The 24,716-nt window shown below is 53.3% G+C and carries 26 protein-coding genes and 2 tRNA genes; 11 read left to right on the top strand and 17 right to left on the bottom strand.

The genetic code is table 11. The annotated features are described in order from the left end of the window. Positions 1 to 6: 6 nt before the first annotated feature. From ACQK2Q_RS03785 to hemC, 6 genes are all read right to left on the bottom strand, one after another. Positions 7 to 279, bottom strand: a complete 273-nt coding sequence (locus ACQK2Q_RS03785) for an Lrp/AsnC ligand binding domain-containing protein (protein WP_425408418.1) — start codon at positions 277 to 279, stop codon at positions 7 to 9. A gap of 92 nt (positions 280 to 371) precedes the next feature. Further along, positions 372 to 1,742 (bottom strand): NAD-dependent succinate-semialdehyde dehydrogenase, encoded by a 1,371-nt coding sequence (locus ACQK2Q_RS03780; protein WP_425411113.1) that lies wholly within the window; start codon positions 1,740 to 1,742, stop codon positions 372 to 374. Positions 1,743 to 1,748: 6 nt separating this feature from the next. Further along, positions 1,749 to 2,984 (bottom strand): ectoine hydrolase, encoded by a 1,236-nt coding sequence (gene doeA, locus ACQK2Q_RS03775; protein ID WP_425408417.1) that lies wholly within the window; start codon positions 2,982 to 2,984, stop codon positions 1,749 to 1,751. Continuing rightward, complete coding sequence (locus tag ACQK2Q_RS03770) at positions 2,981 to 4,216, bottom strand: aspartate aminotransferase family protein (RefSeq protein ID WP_425408416.1); 1,236 nt, start codon at positions 4,214 to 4,216, stop codon at positions 2,981 to 2,983. The genes doeA and ACQK2Q_RS03770 overlap by 4 nt, the downstream gene beginning before the upstream one ends. 32 nt (positions 4,217 to 4,248) lie before the next feature. Next, on the bottom strand, positions 4,249 to 5,478 hold the full coding sequence (doeB2, locus tag ACQK2Q_RS03765) for a N(2)-acetyl-L-2,4-diaminobutanoate deacetylase DoeB2 (protein WP_425408415.1): 1,230 nt from the start codon (positions 5,476 to 5,478) through the stop codon (positions 4,249 to 4,251). A gap of 210 nt (positions 5,479 to 5,688) precedes the next feature. Continuing rightward, positions 5,689 to 6,654 carry a hydroxymethylbilane synthase gene (hemC, locus tag ACQK2Q_RS03760; RefSeq protein ID WP_425408414.1) on the bottom strand — a complete coding sequence of 322 codons (966 nt, stop codon included), beginning with the start codon at positions 6,652 to 6,654 and terminating at the stop codon, positions 5,689 to 5,691. A 519-nt stretch (positions 6,655 to 7,173) separates the two neighbouring features. On the opposite strand from hemC, the gene ACQK2Q_RS03755 reads away from it, so the two are divergent. Continuing rightward, a complete protein-coding gene (locus ACQK2Q_RS03755; protein WP_425408413.1) occupies positions 7,174 to 8,706 on the top strand; it encodes a tyrosine-type recombinase/integrase in 1,533 nt (510 codons plus the stop codon). 130 nt (positions 8,707 to 8,836) lie between these two features. Here the strand turns inward: ACQK2Q_RS03755 and ACQK2Q_RS03750 are convergent, their stop codons facing one another. The 10 genes from ACQK2Q_RS03750 to ACQK2Q_RS03705 all read right to left on the bottom strand — a co-directional run bounded on the left by ACQK2Q_RS03750 (position 8,837) and on the right by ACQK2Q_RS03705 (position 15,966). Further along, complete coding sequence (locus ACQK2Q_RS03750) at positions 8,837 to 9,688, bottom strand: S1 family peptidase (RefSeq protein ID WP_425408412.1); 852 nt, start codon at positions 9,686 to 9,688, stop codon at positions 8,837 to 8,839. 38 nt (positions 9,689 to 9,726) lie between these two features. Beyond that, the gene (locus ACQK2Q_RS03745) at positions 9,727 to 10,401 is read right to left on the bottom strand and encodes a hypothetical protein (RefSeq protein WP_425408411.1); all 675 of its coding nucleotides are present in this window, start codon (positions 10,399 to 10,401) and stop codon (positions 9,727 to 9,729) included. Between the two features lie 3 nt (positions 10,402 to 10,404). Beyond that, positions 10,405 to 11,169 (bottom strand): terminase large subunit domain-containing protein, encoded by a 765-nt coding sequence (locus ACQK2Q_RS03740; RefSeq protein ID WP_425408410.1) that lies wholly within the window; start codon positions 11,167 to 11,169, stop codon positions 10,405 to 10,407. 4 nt (positions 11,170 to 11,173) lie between these two features. After that, the gene (locus tag ACQK2Q_RS03735; RefSeq protein ID WP_425408409.1) at positions 11,174 to 11,638 is read right to left on the bottom strand and encodes a hypothetical protein; all 465 of its coding nucleotides are present in this window, start codon (positions 11,636 to 11,638) and stop codon (positions 11,174 to 11,176) included. Between the two features lie 9 nt (positions 11,639 to 11,647). After that, complete coding sequence (locus tag ACQK2Q_RS03730; protein WP_425408408.1) at positions 11,648 to 12,349, bottom strand: hypothetical protein; 702 nt, start codon at positions 12,347 to 12,349, stop codon at positions 11,648 to 11,650. A 589-nt stretch (positions 12,350 to 12,938) separates the two neighbouring features. Then, the gene (locus ACQK2Q_RS03725) at positions 12,939 to 13,979 is read right to left on the bottom strand and encodes an AAA family ATPase (protein ID WP_425408407.1); all 1,041 of its coding nucleotides are present in this window, start codon (positions 13,977 to 13,979) and stop codon (positions 12,939 to 12,941) included. 293 nt (positions 13,980 to 14,272) lie between these two features. Then, positions 14,273 to 14,524: a hypothetical protein gene (locus ACQK2Q_RS03720; RefSeq protein ID WP_425408406.1), complete on the bottom strand. Its 252-nt coding sequence runs from the start codon at positions 14,522 to 14,524 to the stop codon at positions 14,273 to 14,275. A 106-nt stretch (positions 14,525 to 14,630) separates the two neighbouring features. Beyond that, on the bottom strand, positions 14,631 to 14,897 hold the full coding sequence (locus tag ACQK2Q_RS03715; RefSeq protein WP_425408405.1) for a hypothetical protein: 267 nt from the start codon (positions 14,895 to 14,897) through the stop codon (positions 14,631 to 14,633). A gap of 430 nt (positions 14,898 to 15,327) precedes the next feature. Beyond that, on the bottom strand, positions 15,328 to 15,537 hold the full coding sequence (locus ACQK2Q_RS03710) for a helix-turn-helix transcriptional regulator (RefSeq protein WP_425408404.1): 210 nt from the start codon (positions 15,535 to 15,537) through the stop codon (positions 15,328 to 15,330). 343 nt (positions 15,538 to 15,880) lie between these two features. Continuing rightward, positions 15,881 to 15,966: transfer RNA gene (locus tag ACQK2Q_RS03705), tRNA-Tyr, on the bottom strand. A gap of 192 nt (positions 15,967 to 16,158) precedes the next feature. On the opposite strand from ACQK2Q_RS03705, the gene rlmB reads away from it, so the two are divergent. From rlmB to ACQK2Q_RS03670, 7 genes are all read left to right on the top strand, one after another. Then, positions 16,159 to 16,977, top strand: coding sequence for a 23S rRNA (guanosine(2251)-2'-O)-methyltransferase RlmB (rlmB, locus tag ACQK2Q_RS03700; RefSeq protein WP_425408403.1), 819 nt, complete (start codon positions 16,159 to 16,161; stop codon positions 16,975 to 16,977). A gap of 30 nt (positions 16,978 to 17,007) precedes the next feature. Next, positions 17,008 to 17,634: a glutathione S-transferase family protein gene (locus ACQK2Q_RS03695; RefSeq protein ID WP_425408402.1), complete on the top strand. Its 627-nt coding sequence runs from the start codon at positions 17,008 to 17,010 to the stop codon at positions 17,632 to 17,634. Continuing rightward, positions 17,634 to 18,029 (top strand): GFA family protein, encoded by a 396-nt coding sequence (locus ACQK2Q_RS03690; protein ID WP_425408401.1) that lies wholly within the window; start codon positions 17,634 to 17,636, stop codon positions 18,027 to 18,029. Before ACQK2Q_RS03695 ends, ACQK2Q_RS03690 begins: the two co-directional genes overlap by 1 nt. Before the next feature lie 6 nt (positions 18,030 to 18,035). Then, positions 18,036 to 18,692, top strand: coding sequence for an HAD-IA family hydrolase (locus ACQK2Q_RS03685; RefSeq protein WP_425408400.1), 657 nt, complete (start codon positions 18,036 to 18,038; stop codon positions 18,690 to 18,692). A gap of 81 nt (positions 18,693 to 18,773) precedes the next feature. After that, complete coding sequence (locus ACQK2Q_RS03680; protein ID WP_425408399.1) at positions 18,774 to 20,516, top strand: calcium-binding protein; 1,743 nt, start codon at positions 18,774 to 18,776, stop codon at positions 20,514 to 20,516. Positions 20,517 to 20,617: 101 nt separating this feature from the next. After that, positions 20,618 to 22,318, top strand: coding sequence for an acyl-CoA dehydrogenase family protein (locus ACQK2Q_RS03675; protein WP_425408398.1), 1,701 nt, complete (start codon positions 20,618 to 20,620; stop codon positions 22,316 to 22,318). After that, on the top strand, positions 22,293 to 22,763 hold the full coding sequence (locus tag ACQK2Q_RS03670; protein WP_425408397.1) for a hypothetical protein: 471 nt from the start codon (positions 22,293 to 22,295) through the stop codon (positions 22,761 to 22,763). The genes ACQK2Q_RS03675 and ACQK2Q_RS03670 overlap by 26 nt, the downstream gene beginning before the upstream one ends. A gap of 1 nt (position 22,764) precedes the next feature. On the opposite strand, the gene ACQK2Q_RS03665 is transcribed toward ACQK2Q_RS03670, so the two are convergent. Next, positions 22,765 to 22,841, bottom strand: a tRNA-Pro gene (locus ACQK2Q_RS03665). Between the two features lie 208 nt (positions 22,842 to 23,049). Here ACQK2Q_RS03665 and ACQK2Q_RS03660 point away from each other — a divergent pair. Genes ACQK2Q_RS03660 through ACQK2Q_RS03650 form a run of 3 tightly spaced genes read left to right on the top strand, consistent with a single transcriptional unit; the run spans position 23,050 to position 24,710 of the window. Beyond that, on the top strand, positions 23,050 to 23,391 hold the full coding sequence (locus tag ACQK2Q_RS03660) for a hypothetical protein (protein ID WP_425408396.1): 342 nt from the start codon (positions 23,050 to 23,052) through the stop codon (positions 23,389 to 23,391). Then, positions 23,373 to 23,588, top strand: a complete 216-nt coding sequence (locus ACQK2Q_RS03655; protein ID WP_425408395.1) for a helix-turn-helix transcriptional regulator — start codon at positions 23,373 to 23,375, stop codon at positions 23,586 to 23,588. The genes ACQK2Q_RS03660 and ACQK2Q_RS03655 overlap by 19 nt, the downstream gene beginning before the upstream one ends. A 3-nt stretch (positions 23,589 to 23,591) precedes the next feature. Continuing rightward, the gene (locus ACQK2Q_RS03650; RefSeq protein WP_425408394.1) at positions 23,592 to 24,710 is read left to right on the top strand and encodes an alpha/beta hydrolase family protein; all 1,119 of its coding nucleotides are present in this window, start codon (positions 23,592 to 23,594) and stop codon (positions 24,708 to 24,710) included. Positions 24,711 to 24,716: the final 6 nt, after the last annotated feature.

The following is a 24,716-nucleotide window of genomic DNA, read 5'->3' as shown; positions in this document are numbered from 1 at the left end:
TAGGGTTCAACCATCGTCTCCATCAAACCCCTGATCTTTTGAAAATGTGTTGAACGCAATTATTGTTTTTGTATCGACGATATCCTGAACCTGATGCAAAGTCTCATTCACAAACCGGCCAATATCGAGATTATTGTCCACACTGAAATGCGCAATCAGATCATATTCGCCGGAAATCGAGAATATTGACGGACACGGATCGACATTTTCCACGACATTTGCCGCCACGTCGTACGCCCTGCCGAGTTTGCATTTTATAAAAACAAAAAATGTGCGCATAAGTTCGTCCGTTGCTTATTTCTCAGTACAATTCAACTTTACGATTAAATGACAGCGCCAGGCAATTCCTATTACGAGCAAAAATTTCATCGCTAGTCGCGAACCGGCCCGACCCAGACCTGCTGCGCGTTGACAAATTCATGAATGCCATGCGGTCCAAGCTCGCGCCCATAGCCTGATTTCTTTATTCCGCCGCTCGGTAATCGCGGATCGGTTTTTACAATGCCGTTAACCGCAACTTGTCCGGCCTCAATTTTCTTGGCGAGCGCTTCGCCGCGGTCCGCGCTCGACCATACGCTCGCCGCCAGGCCGTATTCGCTGTCGTTTGCCAGCTCAAGCGCATGCGCTTCATTTTCAGCGCGTATCACGACGCCGACCGGACCAAAGGTTTCTTCGGTAAACGCACACATACCCGGCTCTACATCGGCGAGCAGCGTAACCGGATAAAAATAACCGGGACCGGAATTGATTTCGCCGCCCATCAACAGGCGGGCGCCCTGTTTGACGCTTGTTTCCACTTGTCGATGAAGCTCAGCCCGCAAATTTTCACGAGCGATGGGACCGACGTCAGTCTCTTCCAGCGCCGGATCGCCCACCTTTAACGACGCAAACTTTTCCTTCAATAGCGCGACCATGTCATCATACACCGGCGCTTCGACAATCAGCCGTTTTGCAGCAATACATGATTGCCCGGCGTTGATAATCCGCGAGATTTTCAAAATCTCCGCCGCTTTCTCAAGATCGGCGTCGGCGAGTATGATGCCAGGGTCCGACCCGCCCAATTCCAGCACCGCAGGTTTGATTTCGCTTGCTGCGATCGAGGCGACGGCGGCGCCGCCTTTCGACGAACCCGTAAACGAGACAGCCCTTATGCGCTTATCGCGGATCACCGGCTCAACACGCTCTGTTTCAAGCAGCAGCGCGTCAAACAATCCGCCGGGCGCACCGGCGCGTACAAACACATCTGCAATCGCCTGCGCACAGCCGGGGACATGCGGATCATGTTTCATCAGGCATGTGTTTCCCGCCATCAGCGCGGGGGCGCAAAAACGAAAAGCCAACCAGAATGGCGCATTCCACGGAAGGACGCCAAGCACCGGTCCAATCGGCAAATGCTGAACATAACTGTTTGCAGCGTCAGACGGCAGACTTTGCGGCGCCAGATATTGCTCCGCATGCTCAGCGTAGTGCTCGGCGCACCATGCCGCCTTCTCAACTTCGGCTCTCGCCTCACGAATGGGCTTGCCCATTTCTTCCGTCATTAACGGTGCGAGGTCTTCAACGCGCTGGCGCATGTCGTCCGCCACCGCTTTCACGACCGCCGCACGGTCTGTATATGAAACATTGCGCCAGTCCAGAAAAGCGCGTTGCGCTGCTGCAAGTTTACGCTCGACAGTCTCGTCGCTGGCCGCTTCGACTTCGCGAACCACTTTTCCGGTTGCTGGATTGGTGACAGTTAACATCATGACCTAATCGTTGGACGCTGTTGCATTTTGCGGATTATCGGAAATTGAGTGAATATTGGATCCGGCGGCGCTACTATTCGGCCGCACGACAAACTCGCGGTCCATTGTAAAAAATGATTCGCAGCCGGTCGCTGTGACATGAATAGTGTCCGAGATGCCGACCGTCTTGTCGCCTTCGACGCCCCATATCCACGGAATGATGTGAAAAGTCATGCCCTCTTTCAGCGTTTGGGAATCACCTTGCATGAGGCTGAGAATATAGCCCTCATCCCAACTCGGTGGGAAGGCGATGCCAATTGAATAACCGGAACGCGTAATCAAGTGCCCGCCGTGATCGCCGCTATTGATAATGTCGCGCACGATATTGTCAGCATCGGAAACAGTCAGGCCCGGTCGTATAGCCGCTTCGACCTGGCGCAGCGCTTCCATCATTCTCCATTCTGCGACTTCCATCGCGGGGGATAGTTCATTGAGCACAACGGTGCGCATCATGGCGGTGTGATAACGCCTGTAGCAGCCGCCAATTTCCAGGAAAACATGATCCCCGGGTTTGACTGTGCGCCCTTCCCATGTGGCGTGACCGATCATCGAACGCGGCCCAGACGTCACATAGGGCATGACAGCGGGAGGCTCGCCGCCGGCGCGGAACATGGCGTTGCTGATTGCAGCGCCGATTTCGTTTTCCGTCACGCCGGGCTCGATGATGTCATAGGCTGCACGCATACCGGCCTCGGTCGCGGCGGCGGCTTTTTTCATTATGTCGATTTCCGCAGGCGACTTACAGACCCGGCCTTCTTCGACAATACCAAAGCAGTCGATCAGATGGCCGCTCGTGAACGCCGTTCGGAACCGGTCCTGCTGATAGGCCGGAAGAAAATAACTGTTGCGTTCATAACCGATAGTGGCTTTCCACAAGCCGAATTCCCGCAGACATTCCACCAGCCGCTGAATCGCATCACCATTATCTGGGTACGGACGGGTTTTCTCCACCCATGTGCGCGCATGCACATTTGATTCTTCCATGTTCCGGGTGATCATGAAGCACTCGCCGTCGAGCGGCACAATCAACGCCTGAAAGAAAGAATAACCCGTCGTCTGATAATCAGTGAGATACATTATGTTTTCAGGATCGGAAATAATCACAGCATCAAGCAGTCGCTCGCGCATACGCATGCGCAAATCCGACAAGCGGCGCTCATATTCCTCCATCGGAAACGTCATATCGTCGCGATTTTTCATGACGCCCCCACAATTTTACTGATCGAACTGGCGAGAATATCGACGCCTTCGTTCAGGTCGTCATCAGAAATTGTCAGCGGCGGGATCAGTTTCAAAACCCTGCCGCCGGGGCCGCAACCGCCAATTAACAAGCCATTCTCAAAACAAAGGGATACGGCCTTTTTCGCAAGATCCGGATTGTGCGTATCGAGCCCTTGTATCATGCCGCGGCCGCGCACCTCGAATTTATGCGACGCGTGCTCGTCAGCAATCGATTGTAAACGCTTGGCCATATGCGCGCCTTTGGTTTTGACCTCCTTCAAAAACGCATCGTTTTCGAAATAGCGCAGCGCCTCGCGGCCCGCCACGAAAGAAAAGCCCTGCCCCCTGAAGGTTCCGGTATGTTCGCCCGGCGACCAATGCTTATCGTGTTCGGGTTTGATCATGTTCATCGCCAAGGGCGTGCCAAAACCGCCAATGCCTTTTGCTAGGCAGACAATATCCGGATCGAGATCCATGCCGTCAAAACTGAAATAGTCGCCGGTGCGCCCGCACCCGGCCTGAATGTCGTCAATAATAAAAAGCGCGCCTGCATCTTTTGCAAACTGGCGTAGCTCTTTCAGCCATTCGGCGGAAGCGACATTGACGCCCCCCTCAGCCTGAATTGTTTCCACAAGGATCGCCGCAGGTTTCTCGTAACCGGACGACGGATCCGCAAATGCATCCGACAAACCTTCCAGCGAGCGGCCAAAGGGCAGACGCATGACATGCTCTAGCGGCACGCCCGCGGCGTTACGGAAATATTCATTCGCCGTGCAGGCGAGAGAACCGAGCGTCATTCCGTGAAAGCCGTGCGTAAAAGCAATCACCGAACGCCGCCCCGAAACGCGGCGCGCCAGCTTCAGCGCGGCCTCAACGGCGTTTGTCCCGGTGGGGCCGGTAAACTGCAATTTGTAATTCATCTTGCGCGGTTTCATAACCGTATCGACGAACGCCTGAATGAATTCGCGTTTGACGCTAGTGGACATGTCCAGGCTGTGTGCAGGCCCGTCCGATTCGATAAACTCAATCAGCGCTTTTTTCATGCGCGTATTGTTGTGTCCGAAATTCAGGACGCCCGCGCCGCCAAAAAAGTCGATATAGGACTTGTCATTTTCGTCGACCTGACGCGCATTCGAAGCCGACTTAAAAACCGTCGGAAAAGTACGGCAATATCCGCGCACTTCGGATTCCCATTGCTCAAAAACGTCCATTATCGTCTCCTTACTGTTCAGTTACCCTCGCGTCATGAAAGAGCGCCGTTACTTGTATCTGCATGCGGTATCGCTTGTTCCGGCAAACCGGCGAGTCGGGCAAAGAGCTTTGCAACGACCGGTATCAGGCGATCGTTAAAATCATATTCAGGATTGTGACACGATACATGATGATGGGGGTCGCCATCGCCGGCGCCGATAAGCGCGAAGGCGCCGGGCTTTTCTTTAAGATAGTAGCTGAAATCTTCAGACGCCATGATCGGGAGCGGCGTCTCGGCGCTTGTCCAATCGACGCCAAGTTCAGCTTTGAGCGCGGCGCGCATCTGCGACGCGGCCGCCGGCTCATTCACCGTCGCATCGTAACGCGGAAAATGTTCGACGCTGGCGATCACGCCATAGGTTGCAGCGGTTTTTTCCGCAATGTCGCTGATAAGGGCGTTGACGACTTCCCGGTCGCCGGCGCGCGCGAGCCGGATGCCGCCGCCAAGCGTCGCAGTTTCCGGAATAATTGTATCGCCGCCGGGCGCATTTATGGAGGTCACGCTGACAACGATTGCGCTTTGCGGCGCCATCCGCCGGCTGACGATCTGCTGCAGCGCGAGCGTCACGGCCGAAGCCGCGAGAACCGGATCGCGGCAGGCTTCCGGCTGGCTCGCATGGCCGCCTTTTCCAGCCAGCGTGATGCGAAATGTACCATTGCCCGCCATAACGGCGCCGTCCGGACAGACCGCCTTTCCGAACGGGATGGCTGGCCAGTTATGCCATCCGAAAATAACGTCCACAGCCTCAAGCGCGCCGTCCTCGATCATGCGTTTCGCGCCATGCCCGCCTTCTTCCGCAGGCTGATAAAGAAGACTGACGGGACCCGGTAATTGATCCTCGAACTGTTTCAGCCAGACCGCCGTCGCCATGAGCGACGCGGCGTGACCATCATGACCGCAGGCGTGCATGACGCCGTCATTTTGCGATGACCATTCGCGTCCGCTTTTTTCATCAATCGGCAGCGCGTCAATATCGGCGCGCAATGCAATGCGCCGTCCGGCGGCATGCGGGGCTAATAAACCGATGGTTCCGGTTTCAGCGCAAGCGCGCCAGGGGATTTGCAGCGCATCAAGCGCGCTGCGTATGGCCGCCGCCGTTTTATGCTCGCGCCAGCTCAGTTCCGGATTCGCATGCAGTGTCCGCCGAAATTCTACGGCGGCCCCAATCATGGCGTCCCATTCTTGCCGGGCGCCTGAAAATTCGTCCTGAAACAGGAACATAAGAGCATGTCTAGCGGAATTTACCACCATTGCAACTGACGCCGCATTAACGCTTTACATATAGCCGCACGATGCGTTGCACATGCGCAAAGATCGTGACAGTTGTTAACATATTTTAAGCGCATGCAGTTCCGTATAAGGCCTTGTAAAAATCAAAAGACACGAAAAACACAACTCGGGACGACGCATCGAAAGCAGAGCATAGCTGCATCACTGGTTCGCTTCGGCAATCAGCTTTGCCGCGCCTTTATTCAACAGCGCCAGTCCCGCTTCCCGGCCCAGCTCCCGAGGGCGCAGCGGATCGCCTTCGAGCGACGTTTCGATGTTTGTTTTTCCATCAAGACTGAGAACCGCCGCGCGAAGTCTAAGGACACTGTCTGAAATTTCCGCGCGGCCTGCAATCGGCGTATTGCAATGGCCGTTCAACACCCACAGCACTTCCCTTTCCGCCAGCGCGCATATCCTGGTTTCAGCATCATCGATCTGCGCCAGCAATTTACGGCTTTCCCAGTCCGTTCGAGCGCACTCCGCCGTCACGATTCCCTGCCCGATAGCAGGCAGCATTTCGGCGGCCGAAAAGATTTTTGAAATATTCTGCGCAAGGCCGACGCGCTCCAGCCCGCAGCGGGCCATGACAAGACCATCGGCAGGCCCCACCGCGCCGCCGCCGGGCAGTTTTTGCAGCGCCTTATCTTCAAGTTTTTGAATACGCGTATTGGCGGCGCCGCGATAATGAATAATATCGCATGCCGGATACAGCTTTTTCAGAAAAGCGCCGCGGCGAACAGAATTGGTGCCGATTTTATAGCCGGCGCCGCGTGCCTTTTCAAAAGCCTCCAGCGAATGATCGGAACGTAATACAAGCGTATCCTCAACCTGTTCGCGTTTGAGATAAGCGCCAAGGACAAGTCCGTGGCATTCCTCATCGCCCGGAACGTCTTTTAGGGAATGCATCGCCGCCTGCAGCGTTCCCTGACGAACCGCGTCTCTCAGTTCAGCAACAAATGCGCCGCCCTTGCCGCCATGACGGTCAAGTCTGGATATCTGGTCCCGATCACCGCGCGGTTTGAATTTCACGATTTCCGCTTGAACGCCCGGCGCCGCCTTTTTCAATTGCGCCACGATTTCCGTCGTCTGCGCGATGGCCATTGCGCTCGCTCTGGTGCCGATTTTCATAATATTCCGCCGCTGGCTATCGAAAACAAAGGCATGCCGAAGCGCGCCTGTTGCGTCAAATATGAGTTTTGTGCTTGGACGAAGAAATGTCGCGCCCCGGCCTTTTCGCACGCGACTGCGCGCCGCACGGTCAGGCCGTCCCAACGAAGGCCGGACCGCCGGGGACGATAGAAAAGCAATAGAATGCGAGGCCGGCAGTGGTGGAGGGGGCTGGATTCGAACCAGCGTACGCATAAGCGGGCAGATTTACAGTCCCCGATAAGTAATTCGTCGAAAGGAGTCCTAGTCCGCCCTACTCCGCTAAGCTCCTATGAAATCACAAGAATTTAGCCTTCTTGCCCCGGAAGCCACACGGCCATTAATCACTGTTTTTGAACGATATTCTGGCCTGAATGAGTAAAAATAAGTAACTCAGACCAGTTACTTATGAGCGGCCATTTTGGACTCGACTCCAGACCGACTCGGCCCCATATTGAAGGCTAGTAAGTAAATATCGGAAGTAACTGAAAGATCGATTCGATGACAAAAAAGGGCCGTAAGAGCCTGCCGCCAATCGCCTTGACTGCGCAGAATTTGGAAGCGCTGAGGGACGAAATTTTGAAACGCAAAAAGAGAGGCGAAACGATCAAAATCAAAAACCGGTTTCGCGTCTTCCGCGACGGCGCAGTCAAAACGCCTCTCATTGTGACAGAGTCCGGCGACTCGATACTATTGCGCGCCAATGTGCTCCTCAGATCACGCGGCTATATGGGCTATGAAACGCTTCTGAAAATTCCGCATGATACAAAACTCATCAATGATAACGCTTTGGATGACGCCCTTGATCGCGCTAAAGCGCTTGCCAAAGCTTCAAGCACGAAGACTCGCGCGCAATCGGTAGCGGATGATCGACGAAAAGAGCAGGCGAAAAAGCCGCTCCGAGTATGGGCGGATGAATATTACGACCTCATAGCGGCGCACTCGAATTTAAAGACATCGGCAGACAGAAGAAGCTACATATCGCGCTTTCTGGCCACGCCATTACCTGCGGATATGGTGACGGCTGATAAAAAGGCCTTTGGAGACGCTTATCCGGGCGAATTGGATTTTCAAACCGTCTCAGATTGTTTCGTGCGAATTGCCGTAAATCGGAGCAAGCACTCAGCCCGCCTCACCCGCTCCTACGTCAATTCGATGTTTAACTACCTGCATCGGCATTGCGGCCTTCATCAAGACCTAATGCTTCCGAAAACACCGCCGCTAGAATTTCGTAGCAAAGAATTGGTTCGCAATAATCCGCTCGAACCAGATCAGCTAAAAGCGATTTGGGATGCTACGGAGAAAATAAACCTGATTGAGAAAAACCTAGTTAGCGCCTTACTCTTAACGGCGCGACGGCGGAATGAATTAGAAACCCTAAAATGGAGCAACATCGATTGGAGGCGCGGCCTTATCAAATTCGACGCTGAAGATCGTAAACGCGACAATGATTTCATCATGCCGCTAATGCCCGCCGTTGCGGATTTACTCAAATCGACGCCACGCCTTAAGGACTGCGATTATGTATTTCCAAGCTCGCGAGGCAAAAAGAGCAATCACGATCACTTAATGCGCCATATCGATCATATCATTTTGGATAAGCCTTACCTGTCGAAAGAATTCGCGGCGCGCGGCATGAAATATGAAGCACCTAGCGGAAAGCGAGAAGATCACTGGCCGTTTGATTGGCGATTCCATGATTTTCGCGATACAGCCGTTCAGATCATGGAAGACGAATATCATTATGACTGGACAACTGACGATCAAGATTTGCTGTTAGGCCATGATATCAGCGGCGGCAAAGCACAACGGAAGGCTTATTCGACTCAGCAACGCATACCACGCAAGAAGGTATTATTTGCAAGGCTAGAGTCTCAAATTCTCAAGATTGTAGAGCCGGAAAAGTACAAAAAAGCGCCGGACGGTGTGAAGCTATCGAAGGAAAAAGAGGCTTTGCTAAACAAGCTATCCAACGAGGAAATAGCGATTATGCGCGCCAGATTGGCAGAATTGGATCAATCGCGAAACATTTGACCGTATACTGAATATATGTTAGAATACTAGTATGGGCGGACTAATCCATGCCGCCTGCTCTCCATAAGGCGCCTACTATGGCGACGGCCCGTCTCGGTAATATGCATCAGCCCGAGGCGGGTTTTTTATATCAAACCGTATTATCAGTACTCATTGCGTATTCTGCCAGATCTTTCAATGCATCGGCGCGAATACAGTTCCCTAAATTGATCATAATATTAGTCTTAGTGATAATACGCGTCATTGGAATTGGTTCGACGTGAATCTCGCCATTCAAAGCAAGCTGGGGACCCGCGTACAATACCCCAAGAAGACGAACCCTTAAGCTTGCAAACAAAAATTTGCTTTTTGTTTTGTCAAAATACGATCCTTGATTATATAAAAAAACTGGCGACCCGCTTGACCCCGGAAAACATGCGCAATCAATTAAGAACTCATTTTTACCGTTATAATCGTGATATACGGGAGTCGCTGTTACTCCCGTTCTGAAAACGGGTAACCTATTTTTTCTATCCATTAGCCCGATTGGATACCCGATCATAGCAACAGACTCGACCGCATCTAATTCGCCAAATTGCTGATCGTTTGGAATTAGATCGCTAGCAAGCACTCGTACATATGGCGTCTCGCCTTCAGCGACTATAGAGTTAATTACCTTTCCAAACGGAAATGCGGCAAGGTCGATGTCTTCATTCGGGTGAAACCACCACGTATCTTTTGCTGTATTCAGATTATAATTGTATACTTTGGATAAATCTGGATAAGGTACTCCATCTTCATATCTAGTACCTATTACTTCAAATTGAACCTGCTCCGCATCCTTCACTACGTGCCGGTTTGTAATCAGTAGGCAATATTGTTTTTCATCATCGAGAGGCCATTGAACTAAGAAGCCTGTTCCGCTTCCGCACTGGCCTTGTGAATTCTTAGTTGATATAAGAACGGTTGAATGAATTAAGTCATCGCTTGGGCTTTTTATCATAACAATCCTTCCTGTATCTGGATTGTATATTGTAATTGTTAAGCCTTGAAAACATCCGAAAAAAATATATCCGTTGAACCGCCAGTCAACGCTACCTTGTTTTCCAAGTTACTGACAGCCAACGCCGCTGAAAGCACGTAATCATCATGCTTTCCACCTAAATAAACTAAACCGCTTGGCCTTTGCTCGCTTGTTATGGCTTCTAATTCATCGCGTAGCTCTTTAGCGCCTCTAATTTGATCGGATATGTGAAAGCTTGGCTTCTCAAACCATTTTCTCAACGTGTTGATAAGCCAGTTTCTTGAATAGCGCTTTTCGCCGGACGTAATAACGACCTTTTTGAAATTTAGATCGTATTCAGTTCTGAGTATGTCGCTAACCACGGCGCCAATGCCGGAACCGTCCAAGACTAACTGCGCTGGCCAATATGTGAAATTAGGCCTTTGCATAAACTCCGCTATCATTTCTGCCTGTGTGACAAAATTTGTGTTCTTTGGAAGCGCTCTAATATCTCGAATGTAGTGATTAGTCGCTTTGTCGGTTGTTTCGGTTTCGATTGTTGTCAAAACAGATCGATCTAGGCTTTTACCGATATCAGCGCCGATAGAATAAGAGTAGCGTACTGGCAACGACTCACGAATTGCCTCTATGCCTTCGCGTCTTGCCGTATCATCTAACCATTCTGAATATGAGCTTTCTTGTTTTAATAACATGCATTATGAATCCGCGAATAAGCGGCCACACGATTTAAATGTTTGATTGAGTATTTCAGTGCTGAAAACGCTACCTTCAGCTGAGTCCCAATTCACATTAAACTCCGCCTCGAAGGCATTATTCGTCATGATAGACTTTTGGCGATCCAGCGTCTTTTGATTGATAAACGGAATCTTTGTTGCCGGTAGTTTAATCCGCCTCGCCTCTTCGCTTTCGTCTTTCCATAAGCGATAAAACCAGCGTTTCGGCCCCGGCGTGCCGATACAGATAAGCTTTGGCCGGTCTACATTCGAGATCATCGGCAACACTACGTTAGCCGCCTCATCGCTGATATTTTGCGACTCATCGAAAATCAGCATCGTTGCGCCACGCGAGCGAAGATTATTCGGATTATGAGTTGAAAGGCCTTCAATTCTGGAGCTGTTCTTACCTTCAATGAGAAGCTTCCGAAAAGGCTTGCATTCGCTGCCAAGTCCGGCACCGACAATAAGATTCTTAGCCATCCTGATTATGATTTCGGCTTGCGCTTCCGTTGGCAAACAAACCAGTATCGACTGATCCGGCAGGCTTAGCGCCGTATGAGCGGCAAGAGCGGCTACAGTAGTCGATTTACCGGCGCGGCGACTTGCAAGAACCAGCCATGTATCAGCGACGCATTCTAAAAGCTCAATCTGATATGGTAGTGCTGTGAGATTATTTTCTTCGAATATGAAAGTTGGATTCAAGCCGCGATCTAAGCGACTCAAAACGTCATTATTAAGCGGCATGAAATTACATACTGAATTCCCTAATTGCGTTTCTGATTTGCTTCTGCGCTTGCGGATAGTCGGAAGTCGCCTCAATAATTTTGGCAATCAGCGCTCTAATTTGGGCTTCTGACTTTGCTTTTTCGTCTAATGAACCCTTGAGAAGCCGTGCTTCGCTGTTATTTGTTTGCCAGCGCAGCGCTTTTTGAATTTCCGCTATGATTTTAAGTTGCAGATCGAAGGCTTCCGGTTCTTCTTTCCTCACACGATCCAGCATAAGCTTAAGCTCGCTTATGATCGTGTTGCCGTAATCCGCATCAAGACCTTCAAGCCTTTCATATGCTTTTTCGTCATAGTGTTTCGTACGATGTGTACGTAAATTCTGTATAGAAAATCCCGATAACGCCGCGATCTTGGCGAAGCTTACACCTTGCGCAAATAAAACGTTTACAGCGTCCGCCTTTCCGGCTTCACATATTTTACAGGACATGACGCCACCCTATTGCTTTGCGAAATATTCTTTCATAGCGGCGTCTTCATTCTCTTGTTTGACAATAGCGGGCCGTATGAAGTGTCTGTTCACATCAGCGTCAAGATTATGAGTAACCTCTTCTAGAACGTACAAGCCGACTGTTAGATCATGGTAAGTCGCTGCTTCATGGCCTAGTGTATTTTCATCAAAGGCTTTTCGCGCTTCCGAATATTGATAGGTGGTGCAAGTCTTATCATTTTGCGGACTTGTCGCTATTGCCGCGATAACATCTTGCTCATTGTTATTTAATGCGGCACGAATTCGCTTATCGCGTTCAACGCGATCTAATGTCGCTAAGTCGCGTCTTATCGATGCGCGTCTTTGCTCTAAGGCTGGCGAATCTGGTTGATATGCTGCTTCCAGCTTGGCGAGATAACGGCCTATCTGCTTTGTGTAGTCTGTTTGAAGTTGCAATAGCTCATTGCTTAATTCAGCGCTTTGCTGGCGTGCAAAATTTGCTACTAGCTGTTTTCTGCTTTGAATTGGCCTCGATAAATCCTTGGCTTGCTCATTCTCAAACTTCTCTAGCTGTTCAAGTGTAGCCCTTGCCGCGCCTTGCTTTTCAAATACCTTTTTGGAGATTTCGCTGTTTGAATTCTTGTACGCTTCCGGCTGTGGCATATAGCCATGTGAATACCAGAAAACGCCGTCAAATTTTGGTTTATTCATTGTAGTAATTCCTTTGTTATAAAATAGAGCGAGTAGTCGGAGGCGCCGCTAGTGAGTATCGTTTTTGGGTGGCGCCGGTTGCGTAATCCGACAGATTCACAATCTGGATTCTGTGCTGTAACCTATTGAATTTGCTGATTCTTACTTATCGCTTACTTATTCGTTTTTTACTGATTATCTGTTTACGTATCTATATGCTTTGCTCTTCAACAATCCATTAGTAGGAATAGCGGAAAGAAGTTTTGATTGAACCTATCTAGCGGTTTATATTCTTGTCAGTGTCCGCATTACGCCAACTATCGCCTGTTATCATATTCTAATTTCACCAAGCTTCTTAAGATAATTTGAGCCTTATGGCTTACAGCGAGGTTTCGGTGACAGCCGCAAAGCTCGCTGTATCAGAATGACAATTAGATTTGGAAGCTTGCCGCGTTGGTATCTTAAAATATCAAGCCTACGTATTATCGGTATAGATACCTTATTCCTTCACCTATCACCCGCTATTCTAACCCCGTAGGGATCAGGGAAAGATAAGCAACACACAGATAACACATATACACCCCTTTTTAAGGGTGTAAGTGTTTAAGTGTTAGCCCCCTACAAGAACTAAATAATCGCCTTCTAAATTCCAGTTTGCACTAACTAAGCTATCGACTATCCGTTTAATCTGTCCGCTGTTTAGAGACTTACCATCTGTCACAGCGCCTGCCATTTTCGCAACCCGCTCTAGATCGTCTAATTTTAGCTTCTCATAGCCATTCTCCAGCGCATAGTTGTGCACGCGAAATCCATTTGAACGTTTATCTGGAGCCTTTCCTGTCACTTTAACAGGCGCTTGCTTCGCCTTCTCTTTTGTGGACTTAAAAGCGGTAATTGTAGCGACACCAGACACATATTTTCCCGCGATTTTAACAGGTTCAATCTTGTATTCTTTTCTCCAATTTGGAACGCCATCACGACATTTTGTCTCTTTGATTGTGTACACTTTGCTTAATGCCGTTCCGTCTATCTCGCGAATGATTGTCGGCGGCCTACGATACATAGAGGAACCTTCCATTGATCCGGCTCTATTTTTATGATGCGCGACAATTCCGCCGATGTTCTGTTCCGCACAAATAGTTTTGAGATTGTCGAGCGCCGGATAGACTATGGCCGGATTCAATTGTTCGCCGCTTGTCGTCATCGAAATAGAATCTAAGACAATCAAATCAATTTCAACTTCATGCTCATACGAAAGACGATGAAGGCAATCTTGAATTATCGATTTGCCACTCGCATTATGAAGCTCAAACGGTTCTGGCAATTTTTGAAGATTTACATAATGGATATTCTGCCGAATGTGTTCGCGAGCATCCGGTCCGTAGTGATGAATTAGCGCAAGCCGATGCCTTTTTATGCTCGCCTCACCTTCCGGCGCAAAGAAGAGCGTCTTTATCGGCTTTGATTTCTGTAAGCCTTCAAACCTGGCTTCTGGCACAGCGCCATATCCTGCGAGCGCATTAAGCAATCGAGTTTTGCCGACTCCTTCACCGCCAACAATAAGAGTCAGTTCCCCGCGCTCAACCCAGCCGTCTAGTAGCCAATCGATTGCAAGATCATTTAAGTTTTCTGATATCGTCCAGCCCGGCATAAGCCAATTTTCCCTAGCCATGCGCTTTGCATTCAACCTCAACAAATTCTTTTATTATCAGCGTCGCTTCTCGCGGCGTGCAGCGCTTAATATGTGTGACAAATTCGATTAGGCCGTAATTGCGATCAATCGAGTCAACTTTCGCCGGGCGCTGTGAATGGTCGGCCCATCGGCGCTTAGCAAAATTCACAGTAACGGCGCCGCGAAGGTCATTCGGATTGCCGCCCTTCCAGCCGAACCGAGTCCATTCTTTTTTTTCTTGAGGCGGCCCCATCAAGAAAACACAGAATTTTTCAAAATTGTTTGCGGTTACGTCGAAAATATTTGTCTTTGTTGTTTTGTACATCGTTCATTTTTCCACGAAGGGACTCTAATAAAACCTTGGCGGCCTTATATTCTCGCATTGCAGCCAGCGTGCAAACTGCATCAAACGCAGCGTGAATAACTTGAGCTTTTTGCTTCTCGGTTAGGCGAACGATGCGCGGTTCAATATGTGAAACATCATTGTATATCTTCTCCTTTAGGAGAAGTCTTGAATCTTTCATTGCACTTAGTCAATTTATTATTTGTATACAGATGATCTTAACACGTTTCTTATAGATATGTAAGCGTACTATCACACGCTCGAATATTTTTTGCGAATTGTTATATTCAGTTCATTGAGTTTCCTCTGCCGGACGTTGCCGTCGCCTTCCACGCCTTGGGAAGCTGCCAATTTTCTTCTTTGTAAAGCGTCACAACATCTTTGATACTGATCGCTTCATATTTTTTCTTTATTCCTGATTCCGAACGCTCTACGTCGAAAATTTCGATCTCAAATTTTTTATTATCATTTCCGACTTTTATTCGATCTTGTACTGTTCCCAATGTTGTTCCTAGTTCTATCGCAATATCATCGAGAGTCATAAATTCCGGCATTTTTTTGTCCTTTCGGTTCCAATTGGGGTTTGAGTTTAAAACCCTTACAACGAAGGGTTCCCGTCTGAAGCTCTATAAATGGGGTTTCGTTCCGTATCTGAATAGATGGGATCGCCAAGTTTTTTACCTACCGCTACGCTTTCCTGAAATCGGAACCGATCTGCGTCGCCGGGGCCAGACCCACCTTTATGGGTTTGAACTAGGCGCCCTTTTTTCAACATTAGATCACGCGCGCGGCGTATGCGTGGCGCGCCCATTGGCAATACCCGCGTCGCCGCCATCGGATTCGGCGATATGAAGATTTCATCCTCCGGCGCACGCATGACGCGCAGCATTGTTTCTAACATCAACGCATCCGGTCCATCACGCTCATCAGCATACGCCACGAATGCAGCTTCAAACCACTTGAGACTTTCGCTCGCGGCACCAGTCATTGGTTCGCCTGCGCGATAAGCTCTTCAAGCCATTTTTCGATTTCAGCCTCGCTCCACATCGGAGAGCGGCCCCAGCGCATCACAGGTTTTGGGAAGTTTCGACTGCGCGACTTGCACCATTTATCGACAGTTTTCGGATGGAGGCAGAGAAGGTCTGCGACTTGCTTGCGACTTAGAAGCTTAGAGAAAGGATGTTGTTCAGACATAGGACTCTCTCGCCCCTAGCAGGAGCGGTTGAGCCTGTTGTCTTATCTCGCCGGTTCTGCGGTCACGATCCGGCGGCGTCGCCAAAGGCAGGATTCAAAAATAGCTCACGGGCGCAGCCCACAGCCGCGCATCTATGACTCGATTACGCAGCCACCTCGCCGTGGTGATCGTTAAGTAATCAGTGAGCGCCCTATTTCAACCGCTCGCTTTCAAAAAATTCCGTCACCGTCCGGCGCTATCCGCCCAAGTCCGCCGAAGTCGTAAGTAATTTATAAGTAACTAAGGCCTTTAACAGTATCAATAATTTTGGGGATAAAGTAAATTTATTAAATAAATTCAATATGGTGGAGGGGGCTGGATTCGAACCAGCGTACGCATAAGCGGGCAGATTTACAGTCTGCTGGATTTAACCACTCTCCCACCCCTCCACGAGGCGCCGGAAGCGGAACCGAATTGGTCCGGCCAGCGGCTTGCGGCGAAGATATTGGCGCGCCCGCGCCCGCGCCCTCGCCGGGAGAACGGCGTCTATAACCGCGCCGAACCGGGTTCGCAACCGGTCCGGCGGGCGCATTCTCCGATTTGTTGTTTCCCGAATGAAAAGAAACGGCTAGGCGATAGTCATGAACCATTCCAGACAAGGAAAATCCGGCGCGCCGCGCGCAAGGCCGGCTGGCGGACCGGCTAGCAGCAGGGACGGCCCAGGCGCACGCCCGGGGCCGCATCAGCCGGTCTGGCTTTACGGGCGGCACGCCGTGGCGGCGGCCCTCGCCAACCCGGCGCGCCGGATCCGCCGCGTTGCGGCCACCAAAAATGCGCGGGACTGGCTGGAAAAGAACGGCGCCGATGCGAACGCCCTGGCGCGGCTGGAGGACGCCCGCCCGGACGCGATTGACCGCCTGCTTCATGCGGGCGCCGTGCATCAGGGACTTGCCGCGCAAGTGGATGAATTGCCCCGGGCCCGTCTGAAAGACGCCTGCGCGCCCGCCGAGCCTGGCCGTCCGGTGGTTATTCTCGACCAGATCACGGACCCGCAGAATATTGGCGCGCTGTTCCGGTCCGCCGCCGCGTTCGGGGCGCGCGCCGTCATCGTGCAGGACCGCAAGACGCCGCCGCTCTCCGGCGCGCTCGCCAAGGCCGCAGCCGGCGCTGTGGAAACCATACCGTGCGTGCGCGTCGTCAATATCGCGCGAGCCATGGAAGGCTTGCAGGGGCTTGGCTATTTCTGCGCCGGTCTCGCCGGCGAGGCGCAGGACGATATCACCGCCCTGCCAGCCGCGCCGCTGGCGCTCGTCATGGGCGCGGAAGGCGCGGGGCTTCGCCAGCTTGTCGGCGAAACATGCGACGGCCTTTTTCGCATCCCGATTGAACCGGGCATGGAAAGCCTCAACGTATCGAACGCGGCTGCAATTTCTTTGTACGAAGCGCGGCGCGCGCGCTAGACTTTTACACGGTAGAAAAAGGAACGCCCGATGGCCAAACCGGTACTTTATCACACGCCGCAGACACGCGGCGCCACAACCGCATGGATGAACGAAGAGCTCGGCGACGTCTGCGACATCAAACTGATCGATATGAAAGCGGGCGCGCAAAAGTCGCAGGATTATCTGAAGATCAACCCCATGGGTAAAATTCCGGCGCTGGTTCATAACGGCGTCGCCGTGACGGAAGTCGCCGCCATCTGCGCATATCTTGCTGACGCGTTTCCGCAGGCCGGGCTGGCGCCGGCGGCCAACGAGGCCAAGCGCGGCGCGTATTTCCGGTGGATGTTCTTTGCGCCAAGCTGCATCGAGCCGATGATGCTGGACAAGTTCGCCGATATTAAGCGCGAGAACACATCGTCCGTCGGATATGGTTCGGAAAAAGATGTTTTGCACGCGGTAAAAATCGCGCTCTCCGACGGGCCGTTTTTACTGGGTGAGAAATTCACCGCCGCCGATGTGGTGTTCGGCTCGACGCTCAATTTCGCCCTGATGTTCGGCGCGATTGAAAAGATCGAACCTTTTATATCGTACACTGAACGCCTGACGTCCCGGCCCGGCTTTAAAAGCGCGCTCGAAAAAGATGCGGAATATATGAAAGAGCTCGGAATGGAATGATGGCCGGCGCGCGTGATATCCACCGGGGCGGCTGCCAATGCGGCGCGGTTCGCTTCGAAGCGAACGGCGCGCCGAAATTCGTCGGCAACTGTCATTGCGCCGCCTGCCGCAAGGCGACGGGCGCTGTTTATTCCACATGGGTCGGGTTCGAAGCGCCGAAGGTCGCGTGGACGGCGGGGCGCCCTCAATTTTTTGCAAGCTCGCCTGGCGTGCAACGCGGGTTTTGTCAGGCTTGCGGTACGCCGCTTTCCTACGCCAGCGATAAATGGCCCGGCGAAACCCACCTCCTGATCGGCGTTTTCGATCATCCGGGCCATTACACACCGCAAGGCGAAGTGTTCACGGATGAAGCCCTGCCCTTCTCTTATGTGCGGCCTGCAAGACCGAAAGCCTGAACCCGCGTGAAGTTTGAAGCTGTCATCTTCGATTTCGGGGGCGTCTTTACGACATCGCCTGTGCAGAATTTCGCTGTTTTCGAACGCGAAAACAATCTGCCGGAACGCTTCATCGGCGCCGTCATCAAAACCAACATCAATGATAACGCCTGGGCGCGGTTCGAGCGGGCGGAAATCGATATCGATGCGTTTGACGCGGCGTTCGCCGAGGAGAGCCGGGCCGCGGGTTTTGAAATCCGCGGGCGTACGCTGGTCGATCTGTTGTCGCTCACCTTCAATCACGCCATGATTGATGCGCTCGCGGCGGTGAAAAAGGCCGGTTATAAAACCGGCTGCATCACCAACAACCTGCCCAGAATAGATTCGCGCGGCATGCTGGCGCCGAGCGAAAAGCGCGAGACGATTGAAAGCATTCACGCCAATTTCGATCATATTATTGAATCGGCGAAAGCGGGCGTCAGGAAACCCGAGCCGCGCATTTACGAAATGATGTGCGAAGCGCTGAGCGCGCCGCCGCAGGCTTGCATTTTTCTTGACGACCTTGGCGTAAATCTGAAGCCCGCCAAAGCGATGGGCATGACCACCATCAAGGTGCCGTTCGATGATGTGGCGCCGGCGATTGAAGAATTGCAATCTTTGATCGTAATCGATCCGGGCGCGTAAAATGCGCCATTTGCCAATCAGTATTTCATGGCCATAGCCTTTCACTTCTGCTTTACTTGAAATTCAGAAATCGGGACCCTCATGATGACGCCAACGCAAAGCGCTGACAGCCTCGACGGAACTGCCGGAAACGACACGATCGACGGGCTTGGCGGCGACGATACGATAAACGGCCTTGGCGAGTTTGATACTTTATATGGCGCTGGAGACAATGATTTCATTCGGGGCGGCGGCGGCGGCGACGAACTGCATGGCGACGACGGTGATGACACCCTTTTGGGTGATGGCGGCGAGGACCTTCTAATCGGCGGCTTTGGCGCAGATGTTCTCGATGGCGGTCTTGCAAATGATACCCTCATGGGCGGCGCCGGGAATGATCGCCTGATTGCCGGCGAAAATAACGATCTCCTGTTTGGGGGAACCGGTGACGACACGCTCTCCAGCAGTTTTGTAATGCAAAACGGACTAGATACGCTGGACGGCGGCGCGGGCAACGATACTGTCGACTTTTCTTCATTAAATACAATATTGCATATCGATCTTTCGCCGGTAAATCGTGTGTTTACTGCCGGGCCCGTTCTGCTTGCCGAACTTGTGAGCATTGAGAACATTATAGGCACACAGGGAAGAGACACGCTGTCGGGAGATAGCGGCGACAACCTCCTCAAAGGAGAAGCGGGGGCAGACCGGCTATACGGCCTTGATGGATCAGACACGCTCGCAGGGGACAGCGGCGATGACATTATACGCGGCGCCGGCGGCGCTGATTTGATGACCGGCGGCGAGGACAATGACAGTATCTGGGGCGCTAGCGGCAATGATACGATCTCTGGCGGCGCGGGCGCGGATCTGCTCGCGGGCGGCGCCGGGAATGATTTATTCAATTTCGATCTTGGTAATGACAGCGACGTTGTCACAGGGTTTAACGCGGGCGTGAATACCGTCGACAGGATCGCTGTGAGGCTGGGGTCTGCGTTTGATACGTTTGCGGAGATTTTTGCGGCTGCAGCGCAGGATGGTGCAAATGTTGTCATCGATTTCGGCGGCGGCGATTCACTAACGCTTGAAGATGTAACACTGGCCGACTTACACGCGGACGACTTTCTGTTAACCGCAGATATAATGTTAAAAGGCGGCGCCGGCGCCGATACGCTAATCGGTGAATTCGGCAACGATACAATTTCAGGTTTTGCCGGCCATGACGTCTTGAGCGGCGAAAAGGGCTTCGATTTACTCATAGGCGGCGCTGGAAATGATTTTCTTGCGGGCGGGAATGCATCTGACACGCTCTATGGCGAAGAAGGTAATGACACGCTGGCGGGTCAAAATGCGCCCGATACGCTTTTCGGCGGTGATGGAAACGATAGATTATACGGCGGAAATGCAAACGACATTCTAGAAGGCGGCGGGGGAGATGATTCTTTATACGGTTCAGGCGCCGACGATTTTCTGCGTGGCGATTCCGGCAGTGACTTTCTATTCGGCGGCGATGACAAGGACACGCTTAACGGAGGGTCAGATTCCGACACCTTAGGCGGCGGCAACGATACAGACACCCTCACTGGCGGAACCGGCGATGATGTTTTTGAATTCCGCGCCGGCGACGACGAAGACACGATAACCGACTTCACAGCGGGAGGCGGCACGCAAGACGTAATCTCACTTTCCGGTTTCGGAATGGCGTTCGATAGTTTCGCCGAAGTCATCGCAGCAGCGAGCGACGACGGCGCGGATACGACGATCGATTTTGGCGGAGGCGACATGCTGGTGTTGCAGAACGTCGTGGTCGCCGATCTCCATGAAGACGATTTTATGTTCAGTTGAGCCTGCGTGCGCCGAACCAACGTTTTCCCCGCCCCTTTTCCTATTTTTATCACTGAGTTCATTCGTTTCCGCACGCCTCGAGCTGGTGTAAGGTCACACGCATGACCCATTTTCGCCCCAGCGCAAATCTTGAAACCCATGATGTGGCGAACCAGCCGCCGCCGTTTGAAAACATCAATCTCTATGAAACCGACGCCGCGCTGAAAACCGCTGTCGAAAAAAACGGCGGGGCTTGCCACGCGGCGCATCTTTCTGAATTCGGCGCGCGCTGCGGCTCGGCCGAGGTCGCAGAATGGGCGCGTCAGGCCAACAAAAACCCGCCGCAACTGAAAAGCTTCGACCGCTATGGCCACCGTCTCGACGAGGTGGAGTTTCACCCCGCCTATCATCAGTTGATGGATCTCGGCCTTTCGGCCGGCTACGCCTCCATCGCCTGGACGGCGAAAGAGGGCGGCCACGCCGCGCATGCGGCCATGGTCTATTTGCAGGCGGGGACCGAAGCCGGCGTCGGCTGCCCCATGACCATGACCTACGCCGCCTTTCCGGCGCTGCGCCATGCCCCCGATCTCGCCAGAGAATGGGGACCGCGCATCACGGCGCAAGCCTACGATCCGCGATTTATTCCGGCTGCTGATAAAAAAGCCGCCACCATGGGCATGGCTATGACGGAAAAGCAGGGCGGCTCCGATATTCGCGCCAACACGACGCTCGCCACGCATATCGGCGGTGACGAATATGAGCTGACCGGGCACAAATGGTTCTGTTCCGCGCCCATGTGCGACGCCTTTCTGACGCTTGCGCAGACGGAAGCGGGCGTGACCTGTTTTCTCGTCCCGCGCTGGCGCCCCGATCGCGAAGGCGATCAATTGACTAACGGCGCGCCTTCGCGCGCGGACGGCGCGCGCAACGCCTTTCATATCATGCGGCTGAAAGACAAACTTGGCGACCGCTCCAACGCCTCGTCCGAAATCGAATATCACGGCGCTTACGCGCGCCGCATCGGCGAGGAAGGCCGCGGCGTCAGAACCATTATCGACATGGTGCAGCATACGCGCCTTGACTGCATCGCCGGTTCCGCCGGGGGCATGCGCGCGGCCGTGGCGCAAGCGCTCTGGCATGCGCAACACCGCACGGCGTTTCAGAAAAAGCTCATCGACCAGCCGGCCATGGCGAACGTCCTCGCCGACCTCGCGCTGGAAGCGGAAGCGGCGGCCGCCCTCGCCTTTCGTATTGCGCGCAGCTTCGACGCCGCGGCCAATGACGAAACCGAGGCGGCATTCATGCGCATGGCGACGCCCATCGCCAAATACTGGGTCTGCAAGCGCCAGCCCGGCGCCGTTTACGAGGCGCTTGAATGCCATGGCGGCGCAGGCTTTGTGGAAGAAGGACCGATGCCGCGCCTGTTTCGCCAATCGCCGCTGAACGCCATCTGGGAGGGGTCCGGCAATGTGATCGCGCTGGATATCCTGCGCGCGCTCGGCCGCGAACCGGAAAGCCTTGAGGCCGTTCGTGCGGAAATCGCGGCTGCGCGCGGCGCCAATGCGCATCTTGACGCGCATCTGGCCGGGCTCGACAGATGGTTCAAACCCGGCGCCCTGAACGAGGGAACCGCGCGGACCTTCGCCGAGGCGATGGCGCTGGCGCTTCAGGCCGCCGCGCTGCACGCCTCCGCCCCGGACTATGTTTTTGACGGGTTTTGCAAGGCGCGACTTGATCCGGCGCATAAATCCTTCGTCTACGGCGCAATAGCGCCGGACGTCGATGCGAGGGCGATTATTGCGCGCGCTGCGCCGGCGGCCTGACGAAAAGTTGTACAACCCCGCGCTCCGCGCCGCGTCCATCCCGCTTGTTTCAAGGCGTGCAGCCAGATCTTGCACAACTTCGCCACAACTTTTGTACAACATTTTTAAACGGCCGCCGGGCGCGGCTGCACACTCTTTTTGTGCAACGCCCAAGACCGCGATCGTGCTGATTGCCAAATCCAACTTCATGAAAGGCATCATAAACCCGCCCGCGCACCCCGTGGATAACTATCCACCAACACTGGGAAATTTTGCGATTTTCATCGGATCTGATGTATTTTTCCGCAGCGCGCTCGCCTTATGCGTGTACGGAATTTTTCAAAAAAATGCTGTCGCCGCCGCGGTAAGGGCCGGTGTCGGCGGCGGTCTTCATTTGTGCTCGTCTGATGAACCCGCCCCGGAACCCAAAAACGCTTTACGAGAAAATGATAAGCTATTGTTTTAAATGGTCGGAGCGGCGGGATTTGAACCCACGACCCCTTGACCCCCAGTCAAGTGCGCTACCAGGCTGCGCTACGCTCCGACCTCATGCGTGAAAGGCGCAAGCGCCACCGCAAGAGCGCGGACTATAGTGACGCGCGCGCAAAAAAAAACCCGAATTTCAAAAATTGAGGCCCCGCCGGCAGCGGATCGCCATAAATCCAGTATTTATGACTTAATGTCGTGTATTCTTGACATATTGTCAAACATATGCGATATCCCTCGCCGTGACATTTAGCGGAGGGATGAAGATGAGATGGGTCGCCGGTTTTCTGGCGCTATATGCCGGATTCGCCAGCGCCAGTCTGGCGGCGCGCGGCGCGTATGATGCGCCTTTTTCTGTTGAGACCGCCCGCATGCTGGCGCTTCTCTGTCTTGTCGGGTTGTTCACGCTCGTGGGCGCGCATATCGCCACCCGGGATGAAGTTAAAAAGAGAATGGCGCTGATCTCCGGCGCCGTCAGCGCGCTGATCGCGACGCTGGTTTCCTATCTCGCGCACGCATTTTCACTGGCGGCTGTGGAAACATGGACAGCCGCCATCGTTGTATTTCTAATCGTATACGGATTTTTGTCATGGCGCGCGCGGTCATAAATCATCTGCGCGAATTGCGTGCGCGTAAGAAATGGTCACAGGCCGAACTGGCCAAGGCCGTAAACGTTTCCCGCCAGGCGATCAATACGATCGAGAACGGCAAGCATGACCCGAGCATCACCCTCGCCTATCGCATCGCCGCCGCGCTTGACGCCACGATCACTGAAGCTTTTGTTTTTACGCCGGAAGAGAGATAACCGATGTTGCGAATTGCACCCAGTGTGACTTTCATTCTCGTCATCGCCGCCGGCGCGGCGTTCGTGTTTTTCAATCCGTTCAGCGCCGCGACGGAAAAGCCGCAAACGCCCCGGCCGCCATTTCCGTACACGGTGGAAGAGATGAAAGTTGAAACAGGCGGCGTGACGCTGGCCGGAACCCTGACCCTTCCGGAAGGCGATACGCCAGCGCCGGCGGCAATTTTGTTATCCGTGGCCGGGCCGAATGATCGCGATCAGCATTTTGCAGGCCATCGAAGCTTCGCCGTCATGGCGGACGCGCTGGCGCGGAACGGCGTTGCGGCGGCGCGTTTTGACGACCGGGGCGCCGGCGGCTCGACTGGCGATTATTTCGAGGCGAGCTGGGAGACGCTGCGCGATGACGCCGTTTCAATCTACGAGGCGATTTCCCGCGATCCGCGGATAGATCCCGCGCGGATCGGTTTCATCGGGATCAGCGAAGGCGCCGCCGTCGCCGCCATGGCGGTCAACGCGATCGGCGAAGCGCGCTTTGCCATTTTGCTATCGGCGCCGGGACTGACGGGACGGGACGCGCTCGCGCTGCAGCTCGAGAAAACGCTGGAACTTTCGGGCGTCACGGGCCAGCGCGCCGACCAGTATCGCAAGCTTTTCGATGACTATATCGACATCGTCGCGAGCGACCCTGCTTCGCCGGAAACGCGCGCGCGTCTTACAGAGTTTCTGGAGGGCCCCGGCGCCGCGTTAATTCCGCCTTATTCCTTCGTTCCCAAAACGGTTGAGGGCCGCGTGGAGATGCTGTTAGGCCCTTGGTATCAATCAAACGTTCATTTCGATCCGGCGCCCGTTTACATGGCGATCGACACGCCTGTTCTGGCTATCGGCGGCGAACTTGATCCGGTTGCGCCGCCGGAACAGCATCTGGCGGCGATAGAAAACTATCTGGCGCGCGCGCCAGGCCGCGACGTAACCGTGCGCATTTTTCCGGACGTCAACCATTTGATGCAATCCGCGAAAACCGGGTCGCCCGCAGAATATGCGGCGCTTGAGAATACGCTCTCTGACGAAGTCTTGGACGCGATCAATGGCTGGCTTGGCCAACGCATCGGCGCGCAAAGCGAATGAACGCTC

This window comes from Hyphococcus sp., from assembly GCF_965228385.1.
Lineage (GTDB): Bacteria > Pseudomonadota > Alphaproteobacteria > Caulobacterales > Parvularculaceae > Hyphococcus.
The sequence above is the reverse complement of the archived record's forward strand: the minus strand, read 5'-3'. Positions and strand labels throughout refer to the sequence as shown.

Excerpts from the sequence above, each read along its gene's own strand:
- ACQK2Q_RS03785 (WP_425408418.1), bottom strand. The coding sequence starts at position 279 with ATGCGCACATTTTTTGTTTTTATAAAATGCAAACTCGGCAGGGCGTAC.
- ACQK2Q_RS03780 (WP_425411113.1), bottom strand. The coding sequence starts at position 1,742 with ATGTTAACTGTCACCAATCCAGCAACCGGAAAAGTGGTTCGCGAAGTC.
- doeA (WP_425408417.1), bottom strand. The coding sequence starts at position 2,984 with ATGAAAAATCGCGACGATATGACGTTTCCGATGGAGGAATATGAGCGC.
- ACQK2Q_RS03770 (WP_425408416.1), bottom strand. The coding sequence starts at position 4,216 with ATGGACGTTTTTGAGCAATGGGAATCCGAAGTGCGCGGATATTGCCGT.
- doeB2 (WP_425408415.1), bottom strand. The coding sequence starts at position 5,478 with ATGTTCCTGTTTCAGGACGAATTTTCAGGCGCCCGGCAAGAATGGGAC.
- hemC (WP_425408414.1), bottom strand. The coding sequence starts at position 6,654 with ATGAAAATCGGCACCAGAGCGAGCGCAATGGCCATCGCGCAGACGACG.
- ACQK2Q_RS03755 (WP_425408413.1), top strand. The coding sequence starts at position 7,174 with ATGACAAAAAAGGGCCGTAAGAGCCTGCCGCCAATCGCCTTGACTGCG.
- ACQK2Q_RS03750 (WP_425408412.1), bottom strand. The coding sequence starts at position 9,688 with ATGATAAAAAGCCCAAGCGATGACTTAATTCATTCAACCGTTCTTATA.
- ACQK2Q_RS03745 (WP_425408411.1), bottom strand. The coding sequence starts at position 10,401 with ATGTTATTAAAACAAGAAAGCTCATATTCAGAATGGTTAGATGATACG.
- ACQK2Q_RS03740 (WP_425408410.1), bottom strand. The coding sequence starts at position 11,169 with ATGCCGCTTAATAATGACGTTTTGAGTCGCTTAGATCGCGGCTTGAAT.
- ACQK2Q_RS03735 (WP_425408409.1), bottom strand. The coding sequence starts at position 11,638 with ATGTCCTGTAAAATATGTGAAGCCGGAAAGGCGGACGCTGTAAACGTT.
- ACQK2Q_RS03730 (WP_425408408.1), bottom strand. The coding sequence starts at position 12,349 with ATGAATAAACCAAAATTTGACGGCGTTTTCTGGTATTCACATGGCTAT.
- ACQK2Q_RS03725 (WP_425408407.1), bottom strand. The coding sequence starts at position 13,979 with ATGCCGGGCTGGACGATATCAGAAAACTTAAATGATCTTGCAATCGAT.
- ACQK2Q_RS03720 (WP_425408406.1), bottom strand. The coding sequence starts at position 14,524 with ATGAAAGATTCAAGACTTCTCCTAAAGGAGAAGATATACAATGATGTT.
- ACQK2Q_RS03715 (WP_425408405.1), bottom strand. The coding sequence starts at position 14,897 with ATGCCGGAATTTATGACTCTCGATGATATTGCGATAGAACTAGGAACA.
- ACQK2Q_RS03710 (WP_425408404.1), bottom strand. The coding sequence starts at position 15,537 with ATGTCTGAACAACATCCTTTCTCTAAGCTTCTAAGTCGCAAGCAAGTC.
- rlmB (WP_425408403.1), top strand. The coding sequence starts at position 16,159 with ATGAACCATTCCAGACAAGGAAAATCCGGCGCGCCGCGCGCAAGGCCG.
- ACQK2Q_RS03695 (WP_425408402.1), top strand. The coding sequence starts at position 17,008 with ATGGCCAAACCGGTACTTTATCACACGCCGCAGACACGCGGCGCCACA.
- ACQK2Q_RS03690 (WP_425408401.1), top strand. The coding sequence starts at position 17,634 with ATGGCCGGCGCGCGTGATATCCACCGGGGCGGCTGCCAATGCGGCGCG.
- ACQK2Q_RS03680 (WP_425408399.1), top strand. The coding sequence starts at position 18,774 with ATGATGACGCCAACGCAAAGCGCTGACAGCCTCGACGGAACTGCCGGA.
- ACQK2Q_RS03675 (WP_425408398.1), top strand. The coding sequence starts at position 20,618 with ATGACCCATTTTCGCCCCAGCGCAAATCTTGAAACCCATGATGTGGCG.
- ACQK2Q_RS03660 (WP_425408396.1), top strand. The coding sequence starts at position 23,050 with ATGAGATGGGTCGCCGGTTTTCTGGCGCTATATGCCGGATTCGCCAGC.
- ACQK2Q_RS03655 (WP_425408395.1), top strand. The coding sequence starts at position 23,373 with ATGGCGCGCGCGGTCATAAATCATCTGCGCGAATTGCGTGCGCGTAAG.
- ACQK2Q_RS03650 (WP_425408394.1), top strand. The coding sequence starts at position 23,592 with ATGTTGCGAATTGCACCCAGTGTGACTTTCATTCTCGTCATCGCCGCC.